At 44.8% G+C, this 19,143-nt stretch carries 14 protein-coding genes; 6 read left to right on the top strand and 8 right to left on the bottom strand.

The annotated features are described in order from the left end of the window. Positions 1-242: 242 nt before the first annotated feature. Both QFZ48_RS09025 and QFZ48_RS09020 read right to left on the bottom strand, forming a co-directional pair. A complete protein-coding gene (locus QFZ48_RS09025; protein ID WP_429062022.1) occupies positions 243-701 on the bottom strand; it encodes a hypothetical protein in 459 nt (152 codons plus the stop codon). Between the two features lie 184 nt (positions 702-885). Further along, a complete protein-coding gene (locus QFZ48_RS09020; protein WP_429062020.1) occupies positions 886-1,284 on the bottom strand; it encodes a VOC family protein in 399 nt (132 codons plus the stop codon). Positions 1,285-1,375: 91 nt separating this feature from the next. Here QFZ48_RS09020 and QFZ48_RS09015 point away from each other — a divergent pair, with 91 nt between their 5' ends. Beyond that, a complete protein-coding gene (locus QFZ48_RS09015; RefSeq protein WP_429043862.1) occupies positions 1,376-2,704 on the top strand; it encodes an AAA family ATPase in 1,329 nt (442 codons plus the stop codon). Positions 2,705-2,709: 5 nt separating this feature from the next. Further along, positions 2,710-3,930 carry a tetratricopeptide repeat protein gene (locus QFZ48_RS09010; protein WP_429043864.1) on the top strand — a complete coding sequence of 407 codons (1,221 nt, stop codon included), beginning with the start codon at positions 2,710-2,712 and terminating at the stop codon, positions 3,928-3,930. A gap of 85 nt (positions 3,931-4,015) precedes the next feature. On the opposite strand, the gene gyrB is transcribed toward QFZ48_RS09010, so the two are convergent. Beyond that, on the bottom strand, positions 4,016-5,998 hold the full coding sequence (gyrB, locus tag QFZ48_RS09005) for a DNA topoisomerase (ATP-hydrolyzing) subunit B (protein WP_429043867.1): 1,983 nt from the start codon (positions 5,996-5,998) through the stop codon (positions 4,016-4,018). A gap of 123 nt (positions 5,999-6,121) precedes the next feature. Then, on the bottom strand, positions 6,122-7,801 hold the full coding sequence (locus tag QFZ48_RS09000; protein ID WP_429062018.1) for a hypothetical protein: 1,680 nt from the start codon (positions 7,799-7,801) through the stop codon (positions 6,122-6,124). A 118-nt stretch (positions 7,802-7,919) separates the two neighbouring features. Between QFZ48_RS09000 and QFZ48_RS08995 the strand changes: the two genes are divergently transcribed. Together QFZ48_RS08995 and QFZ48_RS08990 are read left to right on the top strand one after the other, a co-directional pair. Continuing rightward, positions 7,920-8,882 (top strand): helix-turn-helix domain-containing protein, encoded by a 963-nt coding sequence (locus QFZ48_RS08995; protein WP_370909235.1) that lies wholly within the window; start codon positions 7,920-7,922, stop codon positions 8,880-8,882. Between the two features lie 140 nt (positions 8,883-9,022). Continuing rightward, positions 9,023-9,874, top strand: coding sequence for a hypothetical protein (locus QFZ48_RS08990; RefSeq protein ID WP_429062016.1), 852 nt, complete (start codon positions 9,023-9,025; stop codon positions 9,872-9,874). A 462-nt stretch (positions 9,875-10,336) separates the two neighbouring features. On the opposite strand, the gene QFZ48_RS08985 is transcribed toward QFZ48_RS08990, so the two are convergent. After that, positions 10,337-10,801 (bottom strand): PepSY-like domain-containing protein, encoded by a 465-nt coding sequence (locus tag QFZ48_RS08985; protein WP_370909237.1) that lies wholly within the window; start codon positions 10,799-10,801, stop codon positions 10,337-10,339. Positions 10,802-11,057: 256 nt separating this feature from the next. Here QFZ48_RS08985 and ileS point away from each other — a divergent pair, with 256 nt between their 5' ends. Further along, on the top strand, positions 11,058-14,384 hold the full coding sequence (ileS, locus tag QFZ48_RS08980) for an isoleucine--tRNA ligase (RefSeq protein WP_429062014.1): 3,327 nt from the start codon (positions 11,058-11,060) through the stop codon (positions 14,382-14,384). Here ileS and QFZ48_RS08975 read toward each other — a convergent pair. Continuing rightward, on the bottom strand, positions 14,381-14,695 hold the full coding sequence (locus tag QFZ48_RS08975; protein ID WP_429062013.1) for a hypothetical protein: 315 nt from the start codon (positions 14,693-14,695) through the stop codon (positions 14,381-14,383). The two genes, ileS and QFZ48_RS08975, sit on opposite strands and share 4 nt — an antisense overlap. On the opposite strand from QFZ48_RS08975, the gene QFZ48_RS08970 reads away from it, so the two are divergent. Then, entirely contained in the window at positions 14,649-15,434 is a 786-nt protein-coding gene (locus tag QFZ48_RS08970) for a TraR/DksA C4-type zinc finger protein (RefSeq protein WP_429062011.1), read from the top strand. The two genes, QFZ48_RS08975 and QFZ48_RS08970, sit on opposite strands and share 47 nt — an antisense overlap. A gap of 76 nt (positions 15,435-15,510) precedes the next feature. Here the strand turns inward: QFZ48_RS08970 and QFZ48_RS08965 are convergent, their stop codons facing one another. Both QFZ48_RS08965 and QFZ48_RS08960 read right to left on the bottom strand, forming a co-directional pair. Further along, the gene (locus tag QFZ48_RS08965; RefSeq protein ID WP_429062009.1) at positions 15,511-17,025 is read right to left on the bottom strand and encodes a glycosyltransferase; all 1,515 of its coding nucleotides are present in this window, start codon (positions 17,023-17,025) and stop codon (positions 15,511-15,513) included. Between the two features lie 215 nt (positions 17,026-17,240). Next, positions 17,241-19,073, bottom strand: coding sequence for an ABC transporter ATP-binding protein (locus QFZ48_RS08960; RefSeq protein WP_429043884.1), 1,833 nt, complete (start codon positions 19,071-19,073; stop codon positions 17,241-17,243). Positions 19,074-19,143: the final 70 nt, after the last annotated feature.

Below are 19,143 nucleotides of genomic sequence, written 5' to 3'. Positions count from 1 at the left end.
GAATTGTTAAGAAGTGCATAAAACATCCTGAAAAGGAGCTATTGATAGTCTTTTTGTGTTTAAATACTATCAGAAACGAGGCATTTGTTTGATTTCAATGTTAACAGTCGCTAAAATTGAGATAGGAATTAATTGTTAACCCAGGGTAAACAACAAACAATATAATATAACCTTAACGTGCCTACGAAGTAAAAAGCCCCGCCTTTAAAGGAGGGGCATGTGAGAAAGTTCATCAAATGTGTTTAGTAAATCCCGACTTTAAAAGTCCCGTCCGTTAAAGGTTTTTCTGTTTCACCACTTATTAATACACCGGAGAATGTTCCCTCCGCGTGTTTACTATTAATGCTCGTTATAATTACTTTGATATTTTTACTCAGGTAACCCGGCTCTTTTTCCTGGATATTCATCAGCGACATTTCTACATCTTCTATATAAGTACCGGCTTTCAGGGAATCCGGAAAGGTGATCATCAGTTCCATATGATGGCCGAAGTTATTGGTAACACCATCTACTACCAGGGTCTTTTTGCCGGCGTATACGGTATCAGTGAGGTATGCCTCTGTGGCGTTGGACTGGTATTGAACACCGTCCATTTTAAAGGAGAAGCTGCTGACGGGTGTGGTCTCATTTTTTTTATCACAGGAACAAAGCACTGTTCCTAAAGCGGCAATAACGGCAACCATTAAGAATTTCATTCTCATAACATTAAGTTTAGGCATGCCGTTGTTGATGAACGAAACCAGTGCCGGCCGCTTTCTGTGCAGCCGGCAATTAATTTAATTTGACATAGGATACTGGTTAGGTTCTGTTGGCATAGGGATAATAGGCCTGCAATATATATAAATATTTATTAATTAAATAAAATATATATAGATAAGGGCTGGTTCATTGTTTCTTCCCGGCAAGTTGCACCAGAATGATTTCATTGCCGTATAAATCCAGGAAATGCAGGAAGGTGGCTTCGGGTGTATTCACCGGTGCACGGCAAATGGTGACGCTCTTATTCACCAACTGTTGATGATAATCCTTGAAGGAGTCAGTATATAAAACCAGGAACGGTTGTTCTCCTGCCTGCTTGCCTACCAGCGCTTCCTGTTCTGCGCCCATTGCCTGCAGCAGCCAGATACCGGTGGTTTCACCGGGCGACGGGGCCATATGCAGGTACCTTTGTCCGTTTGTGGTGGTATCATACAATTTATGGAAGCCCAGTTTGCTTTCATAAAAAGCAGCAGCCTCATCGTAGTTGTGGATCAGTATTACTACCCTGCCAAGTGTATTTTTCATATGCGTGGGGATTTAGGCACAATTAACACTTTTTTTGCGGCCGAATTGCGTATTATTACGGGGTTACTGAATAATTAAACAGAAGCACATTATGTCATCGGAAGTAATAAAGCAATTACAGGAGGCGGTGCAGTTTTCGCCGGAGAATGTGCCTTTACGTATGCATCTGGCGCAGGTACTGCTGCAGGATTATGAATATATCGCCGCAGAAGAACAATACAGGAAAGTACTGGAACTGTCGTCATCCAATACCGCTGCTCAGCTTGGGCTGGCGCGCACTTTTTATCATCAGCACAAATATTCCGCTGCCATTGTGGTCCTGGAGCAACTGGAGAACCGTGAACCGGATCATTTCGATGCGCTGTTGCTGCATTGCCGTATCCTGGTGAAGGAACAATCTATGCCGCCGGCAAAGGAAATATACCAGCATTTACTACAAATAAATCCGGGCTTCCGTGATGAAGCGTTAGACGGGCTTTTCCGGGTAGCCCAGCAACCCTCCGTTTCTTTTAACGGAGAAGATGAGGAAGAGGAAGAAAGCGAGAGCCTGTTCATGCTGGAAAAACCTGAAATTAATTTTTCAGATGTAGGCGGTATGGAAAGAGAAAAACAGGAAATAGATCTGAAGATCATCAAGCCTCTGCAGTTCCCTGATCTTTATAAAGCTTATGGAAAAAAAGCCGGTGGCGGCATTTTACTGTATGGCCCCCCGGGATGTGGGAAAACCTACCTGGCTAAAGCTACAGCCGGGCAAATACAGGCAGAATTTATCAACGTAGGCATTCATGATGTGCTGGATATGTGGGTGGGTACCAGCGAAAAAAATCTGCATAGCCTGTTTGAGCTTGCCCGTCAGAGTAAGCCCTGTGTTTTGTTTTTTGATGAGGTAGATGCTTTAGGCGCCAACCGTGCGGCACTCCGGCAGTCGGGCGCAACGCATATTATAAACCAGTTCCTCGCAGAAATGGATGGTATTGCCGCCAGCAATGAAAATATTCTCATTATCGGCGCTACCAACGCTCCATGGAGCCTTGATCCCGCATTCCGCCGTCCGGGCCGTTTCGACCGGATCATTTTTGTGGCGCCACCGGAAACGGAAGGCAGGGAAGAAATCCTGAAGCTGCAGTTACGCAATAAACCCGTAAGCGATATTAATTACAACGCCCTCGCAAAGGCCACTCCGGGTTACTCCGGCGCCGACCTCAAAGCAATTGTAGATATTGCGATAGAAGAAAAACTGCTGGAAGCCCTGCAAAAAGGCGTACCGCAACCTATTACACAGAAAGAATTATTAAAAGCCGCTAAAATACATAAACCCACCACAAGGGAATGGTTTAATACTGCCCGTAATTATGCGCTGTATTCAAATGAAACCGGTCTTTATGATGATGTATTGAAATACCTGGATATTAAGAAATAACGTTTATGGCTGTATTAATTCAGCGCGCTCAGATTTTAGTTCAACAAGGCCGCTTCCAAGATGCCTTTGCTGCTTTACGTCAGCACCTGAGCACCAATGCCCATGATACCGACGGATTGTACCTGCTGGCGATCTGCTACCTGGAAACAGGCAACACCGCAGAAGCAACACAAATAGCAAGCAATACCCTCAGCTTTGCTCCATACGACGATCGTTTCCTGTACCTGTTGTCCAGGATTGCTTTTGCAAAAAATCAGTTTAATGAAGCTATCAGGACCATCAGCAATGCAGTAGCTATAAATCCCTACCGGGTGAATTATTTTGCTATGTGGAGCCAGATTTTGTTGTCGAGGAAAGAATATGAAGCCGCACTTCACAAGGCGGAAGAAGGATTGGCGATTAGCCCGGAAGATGAAGCCTGCCTTAATCTCCGTTCCCATGCCTTGTTCCGGCTGGGAAAAAAGGAAGAAGCTTTTTCCAACCTGCATGAAGCACTGGAGCACAATCCTGAGAATGCTTATACCCACGCCAACCTCGGGCAGAAGTGGCTGGAAGCCGGTGATCACCGTAAGTCGCTGGAGCATTTCAGAGAGTCATTGAAACTGGATCCTAATAATGAATGGGCGCGCCAAGGTATGGTGCAGGCCATGAAAGCACGGTACTGGTTGTACCGGCAGTTCCTGAACTACGCTTTTTTTATGGCGCGGCAAAAAGCCCGTACGCAATGGATCATTATCATCGCCATTTTTATATTGACGCAGATCGCCAGCCAGGTTTTCTTCCCGGTGTACGTGCTGTTGGCATTCCTGGCGCTTTCTACCTGGCTGATTACGCCGGTGAGCAACCTGTTCCTGCGCCTCAATCCATACGGCAGGTATGCGCTCAGTAAAGAGCAAACACAGGTGTCTAATGTAGTGGGGATCCTGTTGTGCGTGTCGTTAGCGGCAGGTGTGGCGTTTCTGTTTACTCACTTGCAGGGATTGCTGGCATTGTGTCTTTGCAGTGGCATCATGTTGCTGCCTGCGGCAGGATTTTATATACCGGAAAGCAAAAAGAACCGCCGGATTATTACATGGTATACGGCGGGACTGGCGCTGCTGGGCGTATTGGGCACTGTGCTGGCATTCATCATTAATGATGCCTTTAATATAGTGGTTACCGCTTTGCTGATAGGTGTGTTCCTGTACCAGGTGCTGGCAAATTATATTCTTACGAGAGAAGGATAAAGAGATTATTTTCAGAAGATAAACAAAAAATCCTGCCATTTCAGCGGCAGGATTTTTTGTTTATAACTATAACGTATATACGTAATTAAGCATCAATCTTAGCATACTTCGCATGCGATTCGATGAACGCCCTGCGTGGAGGAACTTCATCACCCATCAGCATACTGAATACGCGGTCTGCTTCAGCAGCGCTTTCAATGGTTACCTGTTTCAGGGTACGGTGTTCCGGGTTCATGGTAGTATCCCACAGCTGTTCTGCGTTCATCTCACCCAAACCTTTATAACGCTGAATGGTTACGCTGTCTTCCTTACCGCCGCCAGCGAGCCTTTGGGTCGCTTCTTTACGCTGTTCTTCTGTCCAGGCGTAAGTTTGTTCTTTACCTTTCTTCACGAGGTACAGTGGTGGTTGTGCAATGTATACGTAACCCTGTTCCACCATTGCTTTCATATAACGGAAAACGAAGGTCAGGATCAGTGTGGCAATGTGACTACCATCCACGTCGGCATCCGTCATGATGATGAGCTTGTGATAGCGCAGTTTGGAAAGGTTCAGTGCTTTATCATCTTCTTCTGTACCGATGGTAACGCCCAGTGCGGTAAAGATGTTTTTGATTTCATTATCCTCGTAGATCTTGTGCTCCATTGCTTTTTCCACATTGAGGATTTTACCACGGAGCGGCAGGATGGCCTGGTAGTTACGGTTACGTCCCTGTTTGGCCGTACCACCTGCGGAGTCTCCTTCGACAAGGTACAGTTCACATTTGGTAGGATCGTTATCGGAGCAATCGGCCAGTTTACCTGGTAAGCCGCTGCCAGTCATTACGCTTTTGCGTTGTACCAGCTGACGTGCCTTACGGGCAGCCTCACGGGCCTGTGCCGCCAACACTACTTTATTGATGATCTGTTTGGCTTCACGTGGATTTTCTTCCAGGAAGGCATCCAGCACAGCCGCAACAGAACTGTCTACCACGCCCATAACATCAGAGTTACCGAGCTTGGTTTTAGTTTGACCTTCAAATTGCGGTTCAGGAACTTTCACGCTGATAATAGCGCTCAGTCCTTCACGGAAGTCGTCGCCTGTAACTTCGATCTTCGACTTCTCAAACATTTTATTTTTATCACCATAAGATTTAAATACACGGGTAATAGCACGGCGGAAACCGGCTACGTGTGTACCTCCTTCAATGGTGTTGATATTATTTACGTAGGAGAAAATGTTTTCGCTGAATGCGTCGTTGTATACCAGCGCAACTTCTACGGCTACATTTGAAATCGGCTCATGTACTTCTACATAAATAGGATTCAGCAATATCGGGTTGCGACGGCCATTTTTGTCGAGCATCTGTATAAACTCGCGGATGCCACCTTCACTGTAGAAAGTTTCAGAGAAGAAGTTACCTTCTTCATCTTTTTCACGTTCGTCGGTTAAAGTAATCTTGATTTTGCGGTTCAGGTAAGACAGCTCACGTAAACGACCGGCAAGGATTTCACGGTTGTAGGTGGTATCTTTAAAAATCTCGCCATCGGGTTTAAAGTGAATGGTGGTTCCGGTTACTTCACTGGTACCTATTTCACGTGCAGGATACTGTGGGGCGCCACGGTGAAATTCCTGTTCAAATAATTTGCCTTCACGTTCTACGGTTACATAAAGCCTGTCGCTCAATGCGTTCACGCAACTCACACCCACACCATGCAAACCTCCGGACACCTTGTAGGTGTTCTTGTCAAATTTACCGCCGGCGTGGAGTACTGTCATTACTACTTCCAGGGCAGAACGACCCTCCTTGGGAATGATGCCGGTTGGAATACCACGGCCATCATCCTTTACACGGATGGAGTTATCTTCCAGGATGGTAACATCAATATTTTTGCAGTACCCGGCCAATGCTTCATCGATAGAGTTATCTACTACCTCATAAACAAGGTGGTGGAGACCCTTGACGCCAATATCGCCGATATACATGGCCGGACGCTTCCTAACGGCTTCCAGTCCTTCCAATACCTGTATACTCCCTGCATCATATCCGTTGCTGCTGGGGCTGGGTGCTTGCACTAATTCTTCGCTCATATGTTGGTGTAAAATCTATTAGAAATAAAATCGGTAGACAATCATGCAAATGTACGAAAAATAAGCCTCATTTCCACAAAAGAAGGGCTGTTTTTATGCGGTGAGGATCCACCATTTTTTCCACTAGAGATTTCCAGCACCAGCAATGTCTTTTACGCCTGTAAATAAAGTTTTCCACACCAGGTTAAAAAAAGACTTCTTGATGTCTCGGGTATAGGTAACATCGGCCGTGCGGGGTTTTTCGTCTTTGGATGGGTTTTCCGACTTGATTACCAATGCGTTAGCCACCAGGCTGATGAGTCCTTTACGTTTAAACCCATCGTGATCCTTATTTTGCTTTAAAACGGCAATTTTAAGATTTTGATACAGCAGTTTTACATGGCCTCTGGCGCTTCGCTCACCTCCGTTGATATTAAAGGTCAGGTCCTGGATATCGCAAGACCTGATTTCGATTTTGCCCATTGGCTGGGTAATTACATTCAGATCTTTGCCGTTCATATTACTCAGCCGGCCGGAAACACCAAACCGGCCACCCTTTTCGTTCAGCACAAAATCGAAACGGGCAGTGAGTTTTCCGCTTTTCATAAATACCGCGTCAAGGTCGGCCGTGAGGTGCTTGTTTTTGGCCACCAGGCTATCGATATTGGTGATGTTGCGGAATAAACCATGTACATGACTGAAATCGATATACCCGGTTTGTTCGGTAACCGGGCTCAATTCCGTATACCTGATGTCAACATTATTGCCGGTAAGCGTATCTATATTTATGGGAACATCCAGCTTTGCCAGCAACTGGTGGGGATATTGGCCCAGTTTATTGCCGGGAGGCATAGGCATCATACGGTTCCTGTAAATGTCTAATCTGCCATTCTGAATATTTACCCGGTCGGCCCAGATCTGTTGTTCCTGTAACAACAGGCGGGGATTAAGGTTACGCAGACTTATGTCGTTAAACACTACTTCAAACCGGTCTTGCTGTACGCCTGTCTTTTTCTGGAAGGCCGTTTTATCGTAGCGGGGTTGCAGTTCAAACCTGCCCACATGCAGGGTACGTTCCGCCGCATCGTACCGTATTCCGCGAATATACATCCAGTAAAGACTATCCCGCGTCCGGTTCATATAGTCCTTCATCCCGATTTCGTAATTGCGGGCGTATAAAAAACGGGTGGGGTCGTCCAGGGCAACTGAGTCTATCAGGAAATCATTGATCCGGACCCTCAGATTGTGGAATTGATGGATCACCCGGGAAGAATCTTTCCGGGTAAAAATATATTTGAAATTGGTGCTGTCCAGTACCAGTTTGCCTATGAAAATGGATTTCATTTTGGCCGAGATATTCTGGTAGGCCGTTTTCGGGGTACTGGTATCTTTTACGGTAGCATTTTGATCCAGGATAATACTGGGACCCGTTACAGTAAGGATTCCTGCGTTGAGATGCTTCCCAAAGAAGTAACGCCACGGCTTAAAGTACCTGAGTTCCAGCCGGTCAACGCTGATGGTGTAAATATCGGCCGGCGCCCTTTGTTGTGCCAGCAGGCGCTGATATACCGCAGAATCGGCCGTCATACTGGCTTTGTCGATAGTGACACTGCCGGAAAGTACGTCCAGGTGCAGGTCTTTGAACTTAACGGTATACAAACTGTCCGACAAATCGGTCACATAGCCCTGAAGCTCCCGTTTCAACAACTTATTCCAGTGTTGATTGAGATACCAGCCGGTACCCACTACTATTAGGGTAAGTATACCGGCTACAATGAGTATGATTTTTACCAGTCTGCGGATATTAAAGCCATTTTTTGCCATCCCTAAAGGATATACGAAATTTATACCAAGTAAATCGCTGTTTTAAGGGGAGAAGGATAGTTGTGTTTGTAACTGTATTGTCAAAACGTATTTGTTTAAAAAACGAATCACTAAATTTGTGACTTCTATAACAGCACGGCGTTTAAAAACAGATAAAGTGAAAGAAATACAGGAAATATTGTCTTTGGCCATTCCGCAGCCCGCGATGAGCGACCAGTTACAGCTGGCGGAGCAGGATAGTGTGTCAGTACCTGACTGTCTTGATTTTACCTTACAACGTTTTACTTACGATAAGCCGTTACCTGTTGAAGATGTGGCGATGGTCATTTACCAGCCGGCCAAAAGGGGGCAATCTGCCGCCATTGAGCTCCGGTATTGCGTTGCCGGCAGCAAGTATTGTAAAAACCCTTCCTGTACCGATCAGCTTTGTTCAGAAGGAAAGAAGGAAGCCTGCAATGACAGGGTGCCATCTGTAGATCTTATCACCGTTCGCTTCCAGCCTGCATTCATCCAATCGCTGCAAAAGGGTACCACTACCTTTTCCTTATTTGAAAATCAGTCCCGCAAACCTTTCGTGAAAACCATCCAGCCCTGTACGAAGTCAAAATCCGTACTGGAAACAATGGTACATCACGATTACGAGGGCATGCTGAAAAATATATTCCTGCAAAGCCGGGCGCTGGACCTGTTACTATACAGCTCCGACCAGTTTATGCAGAACGACACCGACGAACGCTATGGTTGCCGCTTCCTCACCCACCTGGAAGACCGTGAAAAAATAGAGAATGCCCGGGGTATCCTCCTGGAGCAACTGGACTCTCCTATTACCATCAGGGACCTGGCCCGCCGGGTAGCCATGAACGAATGTTACCTGAAGAAAGGCTTCAAAGCCATGTACGGCACCACCATATATGATTACTTCCAGAAAGAGAGAATGGAAAAGGCCAAGGGGCTTTTATATGAAAAGGGGATGTCTGTTTCTGAAGTAGCTATGCTGATGGGGTATTCCTGCATTTCCCACTTCTCCACTGCCTTTAAAAAGCACACGGGGCTGAAACCCTGTGAGCTGTTGCTGCGCTAAACAACAGCTTCTCCTTTCTTTCTACGTCACTGCTATGATTTTTCCGTAAGGTGAAGTACTTCTGCGTTAAATAACCTAACTATCTTCATATAATCTTTAATCATCTGTTCAAACTCATAGCAGGTGATAAAACAGCACACATGTTGAATGACATCTATATATATGAAAATAGGGATCTCATCTATTTAAAATTATATGAACGAAAAGCTCGGCATTTAAGCCTGAACATTACAGTACTTGGTCCTGATAAGTTGAAAGGCAACGCCAGGTATGAGAAATTCCTGTCTCTTTATGAACATTATAGTGTCAATTCGTTTGAGTTTGAAGTAAGTTGTTTCGCCCGTTATTTCGCCATCGCGGAAGCCCATAAAAGTGAGGATGCTTTTATTCTTTCCGACTCAGACATTTACCTGGTAAACAACCTGCAGCACATCCGGGAAGATACATCGCTGCAAGGCATATTTATAGGGAGTGAAGGGTTTTACGGAGAAGGCAGCGAACACCAGATTTCGCCACATTTTTCGTTCTGGAATAAAGCGCTGATCAATAGTTTTACTGATTACCTGCTGGAAACCTATGAGAGAAATAAGCAGGATCATTTCCTGGCCAGGCATTACAAAATGCAGCAGGAAAAGATAGGAAGAACGGCTATTTCAGATATGACCCTGCTCTATATGTGGGTAAAAGAGAAGGGAATTCCCTACCTGAACTCCAATGCCATCGGTAATTCACTGGGCATTGACCATAACATTTCGGCTGTTTACAGCGAAAACGGCGTTTACCAGTCCTTTGGCGACAGGAAGGCGATCACTTTAAAGGGAGAGACTGTGTATTGTAGGTCCATCGACGGAAGGGTGCAACCTATGTCTGTATTACATTTCCAGGGTGAATATAAGCGGGTTTTGAAGTATTTTTACCAGGGATCGCTAGCCCGGTTTTATTGGTTTACCGTTTCCCGGGCCCTGAAAAGAGGTTTGAAGCCGGGCAAATGAGCTGGTATTTTCCCTTTTCGATCATTTGTTTTCCCGATTTGGAAAACGGAAGATGAAATATAGGTGTTTCTTTGTAACACGATAGGCAGATATCCATTTGCGTTTCCTATAAGCTTCCTTATCAGATTTGACCTTGGAAGAAGCTTGGCTGGCAAAGTAAGTAAAGCCATAAATCATACTTGCATGAATATCAAACACCATTGAAGTGCAATATGCCAGAAAAGTTTCTACCAGATTTTATAAAGTCGTTCGCTTCTGCGGGCGACTTTTTTTGTTTGGGTAAAGCAACCTGCTGATATGTGGTTGTGGAATTTGCAGGTTCTACCGTTGGGAAAAATTCACATGTTGGGAAATGATAGCCTGCAAACACAGAAGTGAGGAGTCATAACAAATAAAAAAACCCCGCCCAAAAGAGCAGGGTCTGTCCTATTTATCCCTATACCTATGAAATACTTGTTTGTGTTATTCAGTGATGGTACCAGCTTCATTCAGCAACACTGCCTTGTCCGTACCGTTATCCTGAATATTGATTTTGTAGTATGCAGCTACATCTGATCTCTCAATTTTCCAGCCATCTTTTATGGTTGCCGCCGGATATTTTGTTTTCAGTGTACCAGCCACTGATTCCGGAAGGTTTTGAGCATCATACGCGCTTCTTGTGGCAACCCATTTGCCATCTGCATCATACTCTGCAATTGTGTTTATATTGTCTTTTTGGAAACTCGCTGTCCAATGTCCCGCACTTGTCTTTGTCCACTTAGCAGCCGCTGTTCCCGCAAAATTCTGATCAAAAGAACTCTTAACTGCCTCAGGTGCTTGCACCGCTTTGGCAACTATCTTTGTTTTTTTAACTGATTTTTTTTGCTGTGCAAAAGTTATGCCGGAAGTGAATAGAACCGCGCAAAATATTAACGTCAACTTTTTCATACTCGATATGGTTTTTTCCGTTGGGCTAAAATTAACTACTAGGTTTTTCTAATTCTTCCTGGCAAGTTAGCTAAAACAATGCCAAAAACGCAGCTTCTGTATTCTTTATTGCAAATTACAAAAAAAACAATAAAAAATATTCAAAAAGCATGGTTTTTAGCAAAGATGGCTATTTAGGAGCCAGCGTATTTTCTTAACTTCGCACAATTTTAATCAATTATTGTCTAAATAACATCAAAGGGCGGGGAATTGTTTTATGTCCAGCAAATATCAGGAATATAACCAGTTGAATTTACCTCAGATAGAGAAAGATATACTGCAACACTGGGAGCAGCACCAGGCTTTTGAAAAAAGTGTGGACGTGCGCGAAGGCGCCACTCCTTTTGTATTTTATGAAGGACCTCCAAGCGCCAATGGCTTACCCGGCATTCACCATGTTATTTCACGTACATTAAAAGATCTGGTATGTCGTTATAAAACGATGCGCGGATACCAGGTAAAGCGTAAAGGCGGATGGGATACCCATGGTTTGCCGGTGGAACTGGGTGTTGAAAAAACTTTAGGGATTACTAAAGAAGACATAGGTAAAAAGATTTCTGTTGCTGAATATAATGATACCTGCCGCCGGGAGGTATTGAAATATAAAGATATGTGGGATGACCTGACCCTGAAAATGGGATACTGGGTAGACCTGAAAGATCCTTATATCACTTTTGAGAATAACTATATTGAAACACTCTGGTGGTGTCTTCAAACGCTTTATAAAAAAGGATTCCTGTATAAAAGTGTAAGCATCCAACCTTACTCGCCCGCGGCTGGTACCGGCTTGAGTTCCCATGAACTGAACCAGCCCGGCACCTATAAGGATGTAAAGGATACTACGGTAGTGGCGATGTTTAAAGCCCAAAAGGCAAGTAATTCCCAATTCCTTTTTGATGCTGCGGGATCAGATGAGGTGTTTTTCCTGGCCTGGACGACCACTCCCTGGACTTTGCCATCCAACCTGGGTTTAACAGTGGGGGCTAATATAGAATATGTATTGGTAAATACTTTTAACCCTTATACTCACCTGCCGGTAAATGTGATAATGGCAAAAGTGCTGTTAGGCAAATATTTCAAAGCAGAAGGGGAAAACGCTGACTTTGCAGCTTATCAGGAAGGCGATAAAGTAATTCCATGGAAGATACTGACCAGCTTTAAGGGCAGTCAGCTTGAAAATATCCGTTACGAACAGTTATTGCCATTCACCCAGCCGGAAGAAGGCGATCCGTTCCGTGTACTCCTCGGTGATTTTGTTACCACGGAAGATGGTACTGGTATCGTTCATACCGCGCCTGCTTTTGGTGCTGATGATAACCGGGTGGGTAAGAAATATGGGATAGGCATTTTAACACTGGTAGACCGGACCGGTAAGTTTACCGAGAATGTGGGTGAATTTTCAGGCAGATATGTAAAGAACTATAAAGATGATCCCGATTACAAAGATGTAGACGTGGATATCGCTGTGAAACTGAAGAAGGAGAACCGTGCATTTAAAGTAGAAAAGTACGAACATACTTATCCGCATTGCTGGCGTACTGATAAACCAGTGTTGTATTACCCGCTGGATGCGTGGTTTATAAAGACTACTGCGGTAAAAGACAGAATGGTGGAGCTGAATAAAACGATCAACTGGAAGCCGGCTTCCACCGGTACTGGTCGTTTTGGCAACTGGCTGGAAAATATGGTCGACTGGAACCTCAGCCGCAGCCGTTACTGGGGTACGCCGCTGCCTATCTGGCGTACTGAAGATGGCACGGAAGAGATCTGTATCGGTGGTATTGAGGAACTGAATGCCGAAATCCGCAAAGCGAACCAGGTGTTGGGTGGAGATGTGAATAAGTCTTATCTCCATGAAGGTATCCTGGATTTACACAAGCCCTATGTGGATGATATTATCCTGGTGAGCCCGTCGGGTAAACCAATGCGTCGTGAGCCTGATTTGGTAGACGTTTGGTTTGACAGTGGCGCGATGCCGTATGCGCAGTGGCATTACCCTTTTGAGAATAAGGAACTGATAGATAAAGGACAGGCATTCCCCGCTGATTTTATTGCGGAGGGAGTAGATCAAACCCGTGGCTGGTTCTATACTTTACACGCCCTGGGTGTGATGCTTTTTGATAGCGTAGCGTATAAAACAGTAGTTTCCAATGGATTAGTGCTGGATGCGAAAGGGCAGAAAATGAGTAAACGCCTGGGTAATGTGGTAAACCCGTTTGAGACCATTGAAAAGTTTGGGGCAGATGCCACCCGTTGGTACCTGATCACCAATGCTTCGCCCTGGGATAGCTTAAAGTTTGATGTAAAAGGTATAGGGGAAGCGCAGCGCAAGTTGTTCGGTACCCTGTACAATACATATAATTTCTTTGCTATGTACGCCAATCTTGATAAGTTTACTTTCAAGGAAGCATACATTCCTTTAGAAGAACGCCCGGAAATTGACCGGTGGATTATTTCTGTGTTGAACACCCTGGTAAAAGACGTGACCAGCAGCTTTGACGATTACGAGCCTACGCAGGCAGGCAGAGCAGTGGAGCGGTTTGTGGATGAGCAGCTGAGTAACTGGTATGTGCGGTTATGCCGCCGCCGGTTCTGGAAGGGAGAATATGAGCATGATAAGATTAGTGCTTACCAGACATTATATGAATGTTTGGAAAAAATTGCACAATTGATGGCCCCGGTTTCCCCATTTTTCACCGATTGGTTGTTTAACAACCTGAACAGTGTGAGTGGCCGCAGCAAGGCTACTTCCATCCACCACACTGATTTTCCGGCGATAAATGAGGGTGCGGTAGACCTTGATCTGGAAGAAAGGATGCAGCTGGCGCAGGATATTTCCTCGCTGGTATTATCCTTGCGTAAAAAGGTGAATATTAAAGTTCGCCAGCCTCTGCAGAAGATTTTAATTCCGGTGGCAAATGGCAGGATGAAGGAGCAAATAGAAATGGTAGCCGACCTGATAAAAAGTGAAGTTAATGTCAAAGGGATTGATTATCTTACGGAAACGGAGGGTTTTATCAAGAAAAAGATTAAGCCTAACTTCAAGTCCCTCGGTGGTAAAATGGGAGCAAAGATGAAATCTGTAGCAGCCGCAATCAGCGCGTTTACAGAGGCAGAAATTACCACCATTGAGCGCGACGGCCATTTCAACCTGGTTGTAGAGGGAGAGCAGTTGCAAATCCAACTCTCTGACGTTGAAATCATTTCCGAAGACATTCCGGGATGGACAGTAGCTAATAAAGGCGCCTTAACGGTAGCGCTCGACATTACTATTACTCCACAGTTGCAAGACGAAGGTAATGCCAGGGAACTGGTAAACCGGATACAAAAGATCCGTAAGGATAGTGATTTTGCTTTGACTGACAGAATTGACGTAACGATTGAAAGTGTAGACACGCTCAAGTCGGCCATTGTGAACTATAATGATTATATTTGCACGGAAATTTTGGCAGATAGCCTGGAATTAGTGGAGCGATTACAAGATGGTACAGAAATAGAGGTAAATGACCTTAAATTTAATGTATTAGTTAACAAAAAAAGCTAATCCCCCATGGCAACAAAAAAGAAGGTTGCTAGTAAAACGACCCAGAAAGCAGCTCCGGCTAAAAAGACTGTGGCAAAGGCATCACCAGCGAAGAAAGCTGTTAAACCTGCTCCGGTAAAGAAAGCGGCGCCTGCTCCAAAAAAAGCAGCTGCAAAAGCAGCCCCTAAAAAGGCGGCCCCTAAAGCAGCAGCAAAACCAGCAGCCGGAAAAGCCGTGGTAGCTAAAAGCACTGCCAAAAAAGTCGCTCCGGCGCCTAAAAAAGCAGTGAAAAAGGCCTCTGCCTTACCAAACAGTAAAACATCATCCGTCAAGAAAGTTGCTGTACCTGCGAAATCGACCGTTAAAAAAGAGCCTGCTGTAAAGCAGCAAGTGGTAACGAAAAGTGTTTCCGCTGAAAAAGAGAAACCATTTATTTCTAAGTCAGAAGAAAAAGAACTTAAAACGATGGCAGTAAAGAAAGCAGATACTAAGGTAGAAGTTGCTAAGGAGAAAGAATCCACAAAAAAAGCAGCCGAAAAGCCTGTTGTTAAGGCTGAAAAGTCAGTAAAGGCGGAAAGATCCGAAAAACCCGAAAAAACTGAAAAATCTGAGAAAAAAGGTGGAAAAGCTACCCTGGTAACTTATCAACCTGAATTCACCAAGTCAGTGCTGGATCAACCGGCACAACCTACTGGTCCTATATACAGATATAGTGATTCAGACCTGCAGGAGTTTAGAGAATTGATCCAAAAGAAGCTGGAATCAGCTAAAAAGGAGCTCATCTATCTGCAAGGCCTGATCACCCGTAAAGACGAGGCCGGTACCGACGATACAGAGAACAAATACATGAGTATGGAAGATGGCAGCGGCTCCCAGGAAAGAGAGCAACTGAACCAGATGGCCAGCCGTCAGATCCAGTTCATTGATCACCTGGAAAAAGCAATGATGCGTATTGAAAACAAAACCTATGGTATTTGCCGCGTAACCGGTAAACTCATAGATAAAGCACGCCTCAGGGCAGTTCCTCACGCTACATTGAGCATTGAAGCTAAACTGGCTAAAAGTAAATAGTCTTAGTACTAATTAAGACAGAAAAGGCGCAGCGGTTATCCGCTGCGCCTTTTCCTTTATAGCTGAATGAATATCATCAACAGGTGGCCATCTCTTTTTTATTACGTATTTGTCGCACAGCGAAGTAAATTAACCCAGCTCCAGCCAAACCTATCAGGCTGCCTACTCCAATTGTACGCGCTTGCTTTTTACTGATAGCCGGCAATTTAATGCCAAACTTCGCCGGGCTCGCCTGCGCAATATCCAACAGGGGCGCTAATGATAAGCCGCTGATAATTTTATCGGCAACCTTTTCTACAACATTGCCCGGATACTGTGGACAAAAAGCAACGCCGATGCCGGCCTCCGTTAATAATTTACTGTCCCGTTTTCCATCTCCCACATAAATGATATTTTGTGTATTAATATGATACTGCTGCGCGATGTAGGGAAACATATTACTCCGGGAGTATTCTTCTCCTTTCATAAAGTAGTCTGCAATAGTAAACTCGCCGGTAGCCACGCTGTTAACCAGGTGCAGCTTATTGGCAAATACGAAATCCATTCCCAGCTGATTCTTGATATGACGGGCTACGGTACCAAACCCGTCGGTGATCAGGCCAACAGCATAACCCCTTTTTTTCAGTTCACGCACTATTTCGCGGATGCCGGGTACCAACGGAATGGCATCCGCTACTTCCAGTAATTCTGCAATATTGCGTCCTTCAAAAAGTGTGGCTTTTAAATGTAATGTAGTTACCGGATCATGCCCGGAAGATTCAATTTCCTGTAGCCCTTCCTCCTGTCCGAAGGCCACTGCAGCCCATTGCATGTAGTCTTGTGTAAACACGGCATGGTCCAGGTTAAAGATGACCATCTTCTGCAGTTTATCAATAGACTCGAGGATGGAATACTCCATTTGCTCCCGTATCAGGTTAATGTTGCCCAGTGTTTCAAGATTTTCCTGTGGTATATTTTCCGCTTTGCGGAGAATAGTGCGGGATACTTCTCTCGACATTTTGCTCAGCTGTTCCCAGGTTTGCATGGCATTTTCCACCTTTCCGATATTTGCTTCTGTGATACGGGCGCCCAGGTGATGCATATCTATCAGCAGACCGATATCCACGCCATAATCGTTCTCAAAATGCACACGGGAAAGGAATGATTTGCGCGCAGCAATCATCCCGCTGAGCGGTTGCTGGAAATGAGCAATCTCGGGGAATAATATACTCAGCAGTGGCTTGGCCACCAATTGGGTGACCCTGCCTGCCTGCCTTTCAAAGTAGGATTTGACGAAGTCGGCTTCATCTTTTTCGATAGGACCAGTTAATAGGTCTATAATATTGTCGGGGTAAGTCAGAATGTCGCCATCTACATAGGCAATAATATCGTGTTTGGCAGCCATCATACCTTCCCGCATAGATATTCCCTTCCCGCGCTGGCTGCTGGTAATCACTCTCACATGTTCTTTCATCGCCTCTTCCACTGTGTTATCTGTAGAATTATCGTCTACTACAATGATCTCAATTTTCCGGGACGTTTTCTTTACGGTTTTAATAACCTGGCGTATGGTAGCACCTTCGTTTAATACAGGAATTACGATAGATATCATAGGAGTTCGCTATGTTAAAGGTTAAAAAATAAGTGCTGCAAAGAGCTGGTGTTGGCATTGTCAGGGCGCTTCAATAACAAAAACCATACCTATTACGGGTTTTCGATAAGAAGAAAATGTTACCGAAAGCCATGCGGAGACTGGTTAAACGGGCACGTTCCACTTTTGAGCGGAACGTGCCACATTTACGTATATTCTTTAACGTTAGTGATTATCTATTTAAATTCCTGCATTTCCACCAGTTTGTGATAGATGCCGTGTTGTTTCAGCAATGCGTCGTGCGTACCACGTTCTTTGATTTCACCGTGATCCATTACAATGATTTCACTGGCATGTTGTATAGTGCTCAACCGGTGGGCAATCACAATAGTGGTGCGGTTTTGCATGAGTTTATCCAGTGCAGCCTGCACCAGTTTTTCGGACTCGGTATCGAGTGCGGAGGTGGCTTCATCCAATATGAGGATAGGCGGATTTTTGAAAATGGCACGTGCAATGGTAAGTCGTTGACGCTGGCCCCCGCTGAGTTTCAGCCCACGGTCGCCGATAATGGTGTCATAACCGTTGTCCAGGTGTTCAATAAATTCATGCGCATTGGCAATCTTTGCAGCGGTGATTATAGCGTCCCTGTCGGCATTGGGCTGACCAAAAGCAATATTGTTCAGCACTGTATCATTAAAGAGAATGGCTTCCTGTGATACAACGCCGATCAGGCTGCGGAGATCATGCACTTTCAGGTCGCGTATATCGGTGCCGTCTATACGAATTTCGCCCTCATTTACATCATAGAAGCGTGGTAAAATATCTGCCATCGTGGATTTTCCTGCACCACTGCGGCCTACCAGCGCTACCATCTGTCCTTTATTAATAGTAAGCCGGATGTGTTTCAGCACATATTGCTGTTCGTATTTAAAGGAAACATCATCGTATTCCACGCTGGTGTTAAACCCGCTCACAGCGCGTGCATTCGGCTTTTCGTGAATGGTTACCGGGGCGTCCAGTATTTTGAAAATCCTTTCACTGGCGACCATTCCTTTTTGTATCGTGGTAATGGAAGTAGATACATTTTTTGCCGGCTGCATGATCTGTGAATAGAAAACGAGGTATGTCATGAAAGTGGCGCCGGTAAGCAGTTCGCTGCCGGATAATACCAGGCTGCCTCCATAAATTACCAGGATTACAATAACGATCACGCCTAATATTTCAGAAATAGGAGAAGCGAGTTCGCGCTGGTTGTACATCGATTTGCTCACTTTCACAAACCGGTTGTTTACCTCGCCAAATTTATTTTTCATGAAACGCTCTGCTGTGAAGGATTGTATGATCCGGATACCGCTAAGTGTTTCTTCTGTTACCGAAAGAATTTTTCCTAACAGGTCTTGGCTGAATTTTCCTTTTAATTTTAATTTCTTGGATACATAAGATATCAGCAGGCCGGAGATAGGAAAAAATACAATCGTGAACAGGGTGAGTTTTACGGAAAGATAGAACAGTGCCGCGAAGTAGCCGATTATAATGAACGGGTCGCGCAACAGTGTTTGTATGGCATTGATTACGCTGTTTTCTATTTCCTGTACATCGTTGGTCATGGAAGAAAGCAAATCTCCTTTTTGCTGATCGCTGTAAAATGACAGTGATTGCTGCGTAAACTTTTCATAGAGGCGTATACGTAGCCGGGAGAGTACGGTCATTTTAAGGCGTACCATCACCCTGGCGCTCATGTAGCGACCGAAGTTGGCAATTACGATACACACGCCTATCACTGCACAAACGAAGTACAGGGCGCTTTGTTTGGAGCCGCTGGCCCTGATAAAGTTGTAAAAGTAATAGTTGAACAGGTCTATAAAATAATTGATAGAAAAGGTGAAATGTGGTTCAGGGAGTGCCTGTGGAATTTCGCCCACCTGGTTGAAAATAACGGTCAGTAACGGGATCAGCATAGCAAAATTGACCATACCGAATATGATACCTATAAAGGTATATATAACATATTCCGGCAGATAATGGTGCAAAGGCGTGGCAAATCTTAGTAATCGCTTGAATGTCTTCATTCCTGGTAGTCTGTTTAACTTGCTGGCAAAAATAGTATAATTAAGGTATGAGGGGGTGTAAATGCGGCTA

The organism is Chitinophaga sp. W2I13 (assembly GCF_050434005.1).
In the GTDB taxonomy this organism is placed as follows: domain Bacteria; phylum Bacteroidota; class Bacteroidia; order Chitinophagales; family Chitinophagaceae; genus Chitinophaga.
Note: the sequence above shows the minus strand (reverse complement) of the source record. Positions and strands in the feature narration are given on the sequence as shown.

Excerpts from the sequence above, each read along its gene's own strand:
- QFZ48_RS09025 (WP_429062022.1), bottom strand. The coding sequence starts at position 701 with ATGAGAATGAAATTCTTAATGGTTGCCGTTATTGCCGCTTTAGGAACA.
- QFZ48_RS09020 (WP_429062020.1), bottom strand. The coding sequence starts at position 1,284 with ATGAAAAATACACTTGGCAGGGTAGTAATACTGATCCACAACTACGAT.
- QFZ48_RS09015 (WP_429043862.1), top strand. The coding sequence starts at position 1,376 with ATGTCATCGGAAGTAATAAAGCAATTACAGGAGGCGGTGCAGTTTTCG.
- QFZ48_RS09010 (WP_429043864.1), top strand. The coding sequence starts at position 2,710 with ATGGCTGTATTAATTCAGCGCGCTCAGATTTTAGTTCAACAAGGCCGC.
- gyrB (WP_429043867.1), bottom strand. The coding sequence starts at position 5,998 with ATGAGCGAAGAATTAGTGCAAGCACCCAGCCCCAGCAGCAACGGATAT.
- QFZ48_RS09000 (WP_429062018.1), bottom strand. The coding sequence starts at position 7,801 with ATGGCAAAAAATGGCTTTAATATCCGCAGACTGGTAAAAATCATACTC.
- QFZ48_RS08990 (WP_429062016.1), top strand. The coding sequence starts at position 9,023 with ATGTTGAATGACATCTATATATATGAAAATAGGGATCTCATCTATTTA.
- QFZ48_RS08985 (WP_370909237.1), bottom strand. The coding sequence starts at position 10,801 with ATGAAAAAGTTGACGTTAATATTTTGCGCGGTTCTATTCACTTCCGGC.
- ileS (WP_429062014.1), top strand. The coding sequence starts at position 11,058 with ATGTCCAGCAAATATCAGGAATATAACCAGTTGAATTTACCTCAGATA.
- QFZ48_RS08965 (WP_429062009.1), bottom strand. The coding sequence starts at position 17,025 with ATGATATCTATCGTAATTCCTGTATTAAACGAAGGTGCTACCATACGC.
- QFZ48_RS08960 (WP_429043884.1), bottom strand. The coding sequence starts at position 19,073 with ATGAAGACATTCAAGCGATTACTAAGATTTGCCACGCCTTTGCACCAT.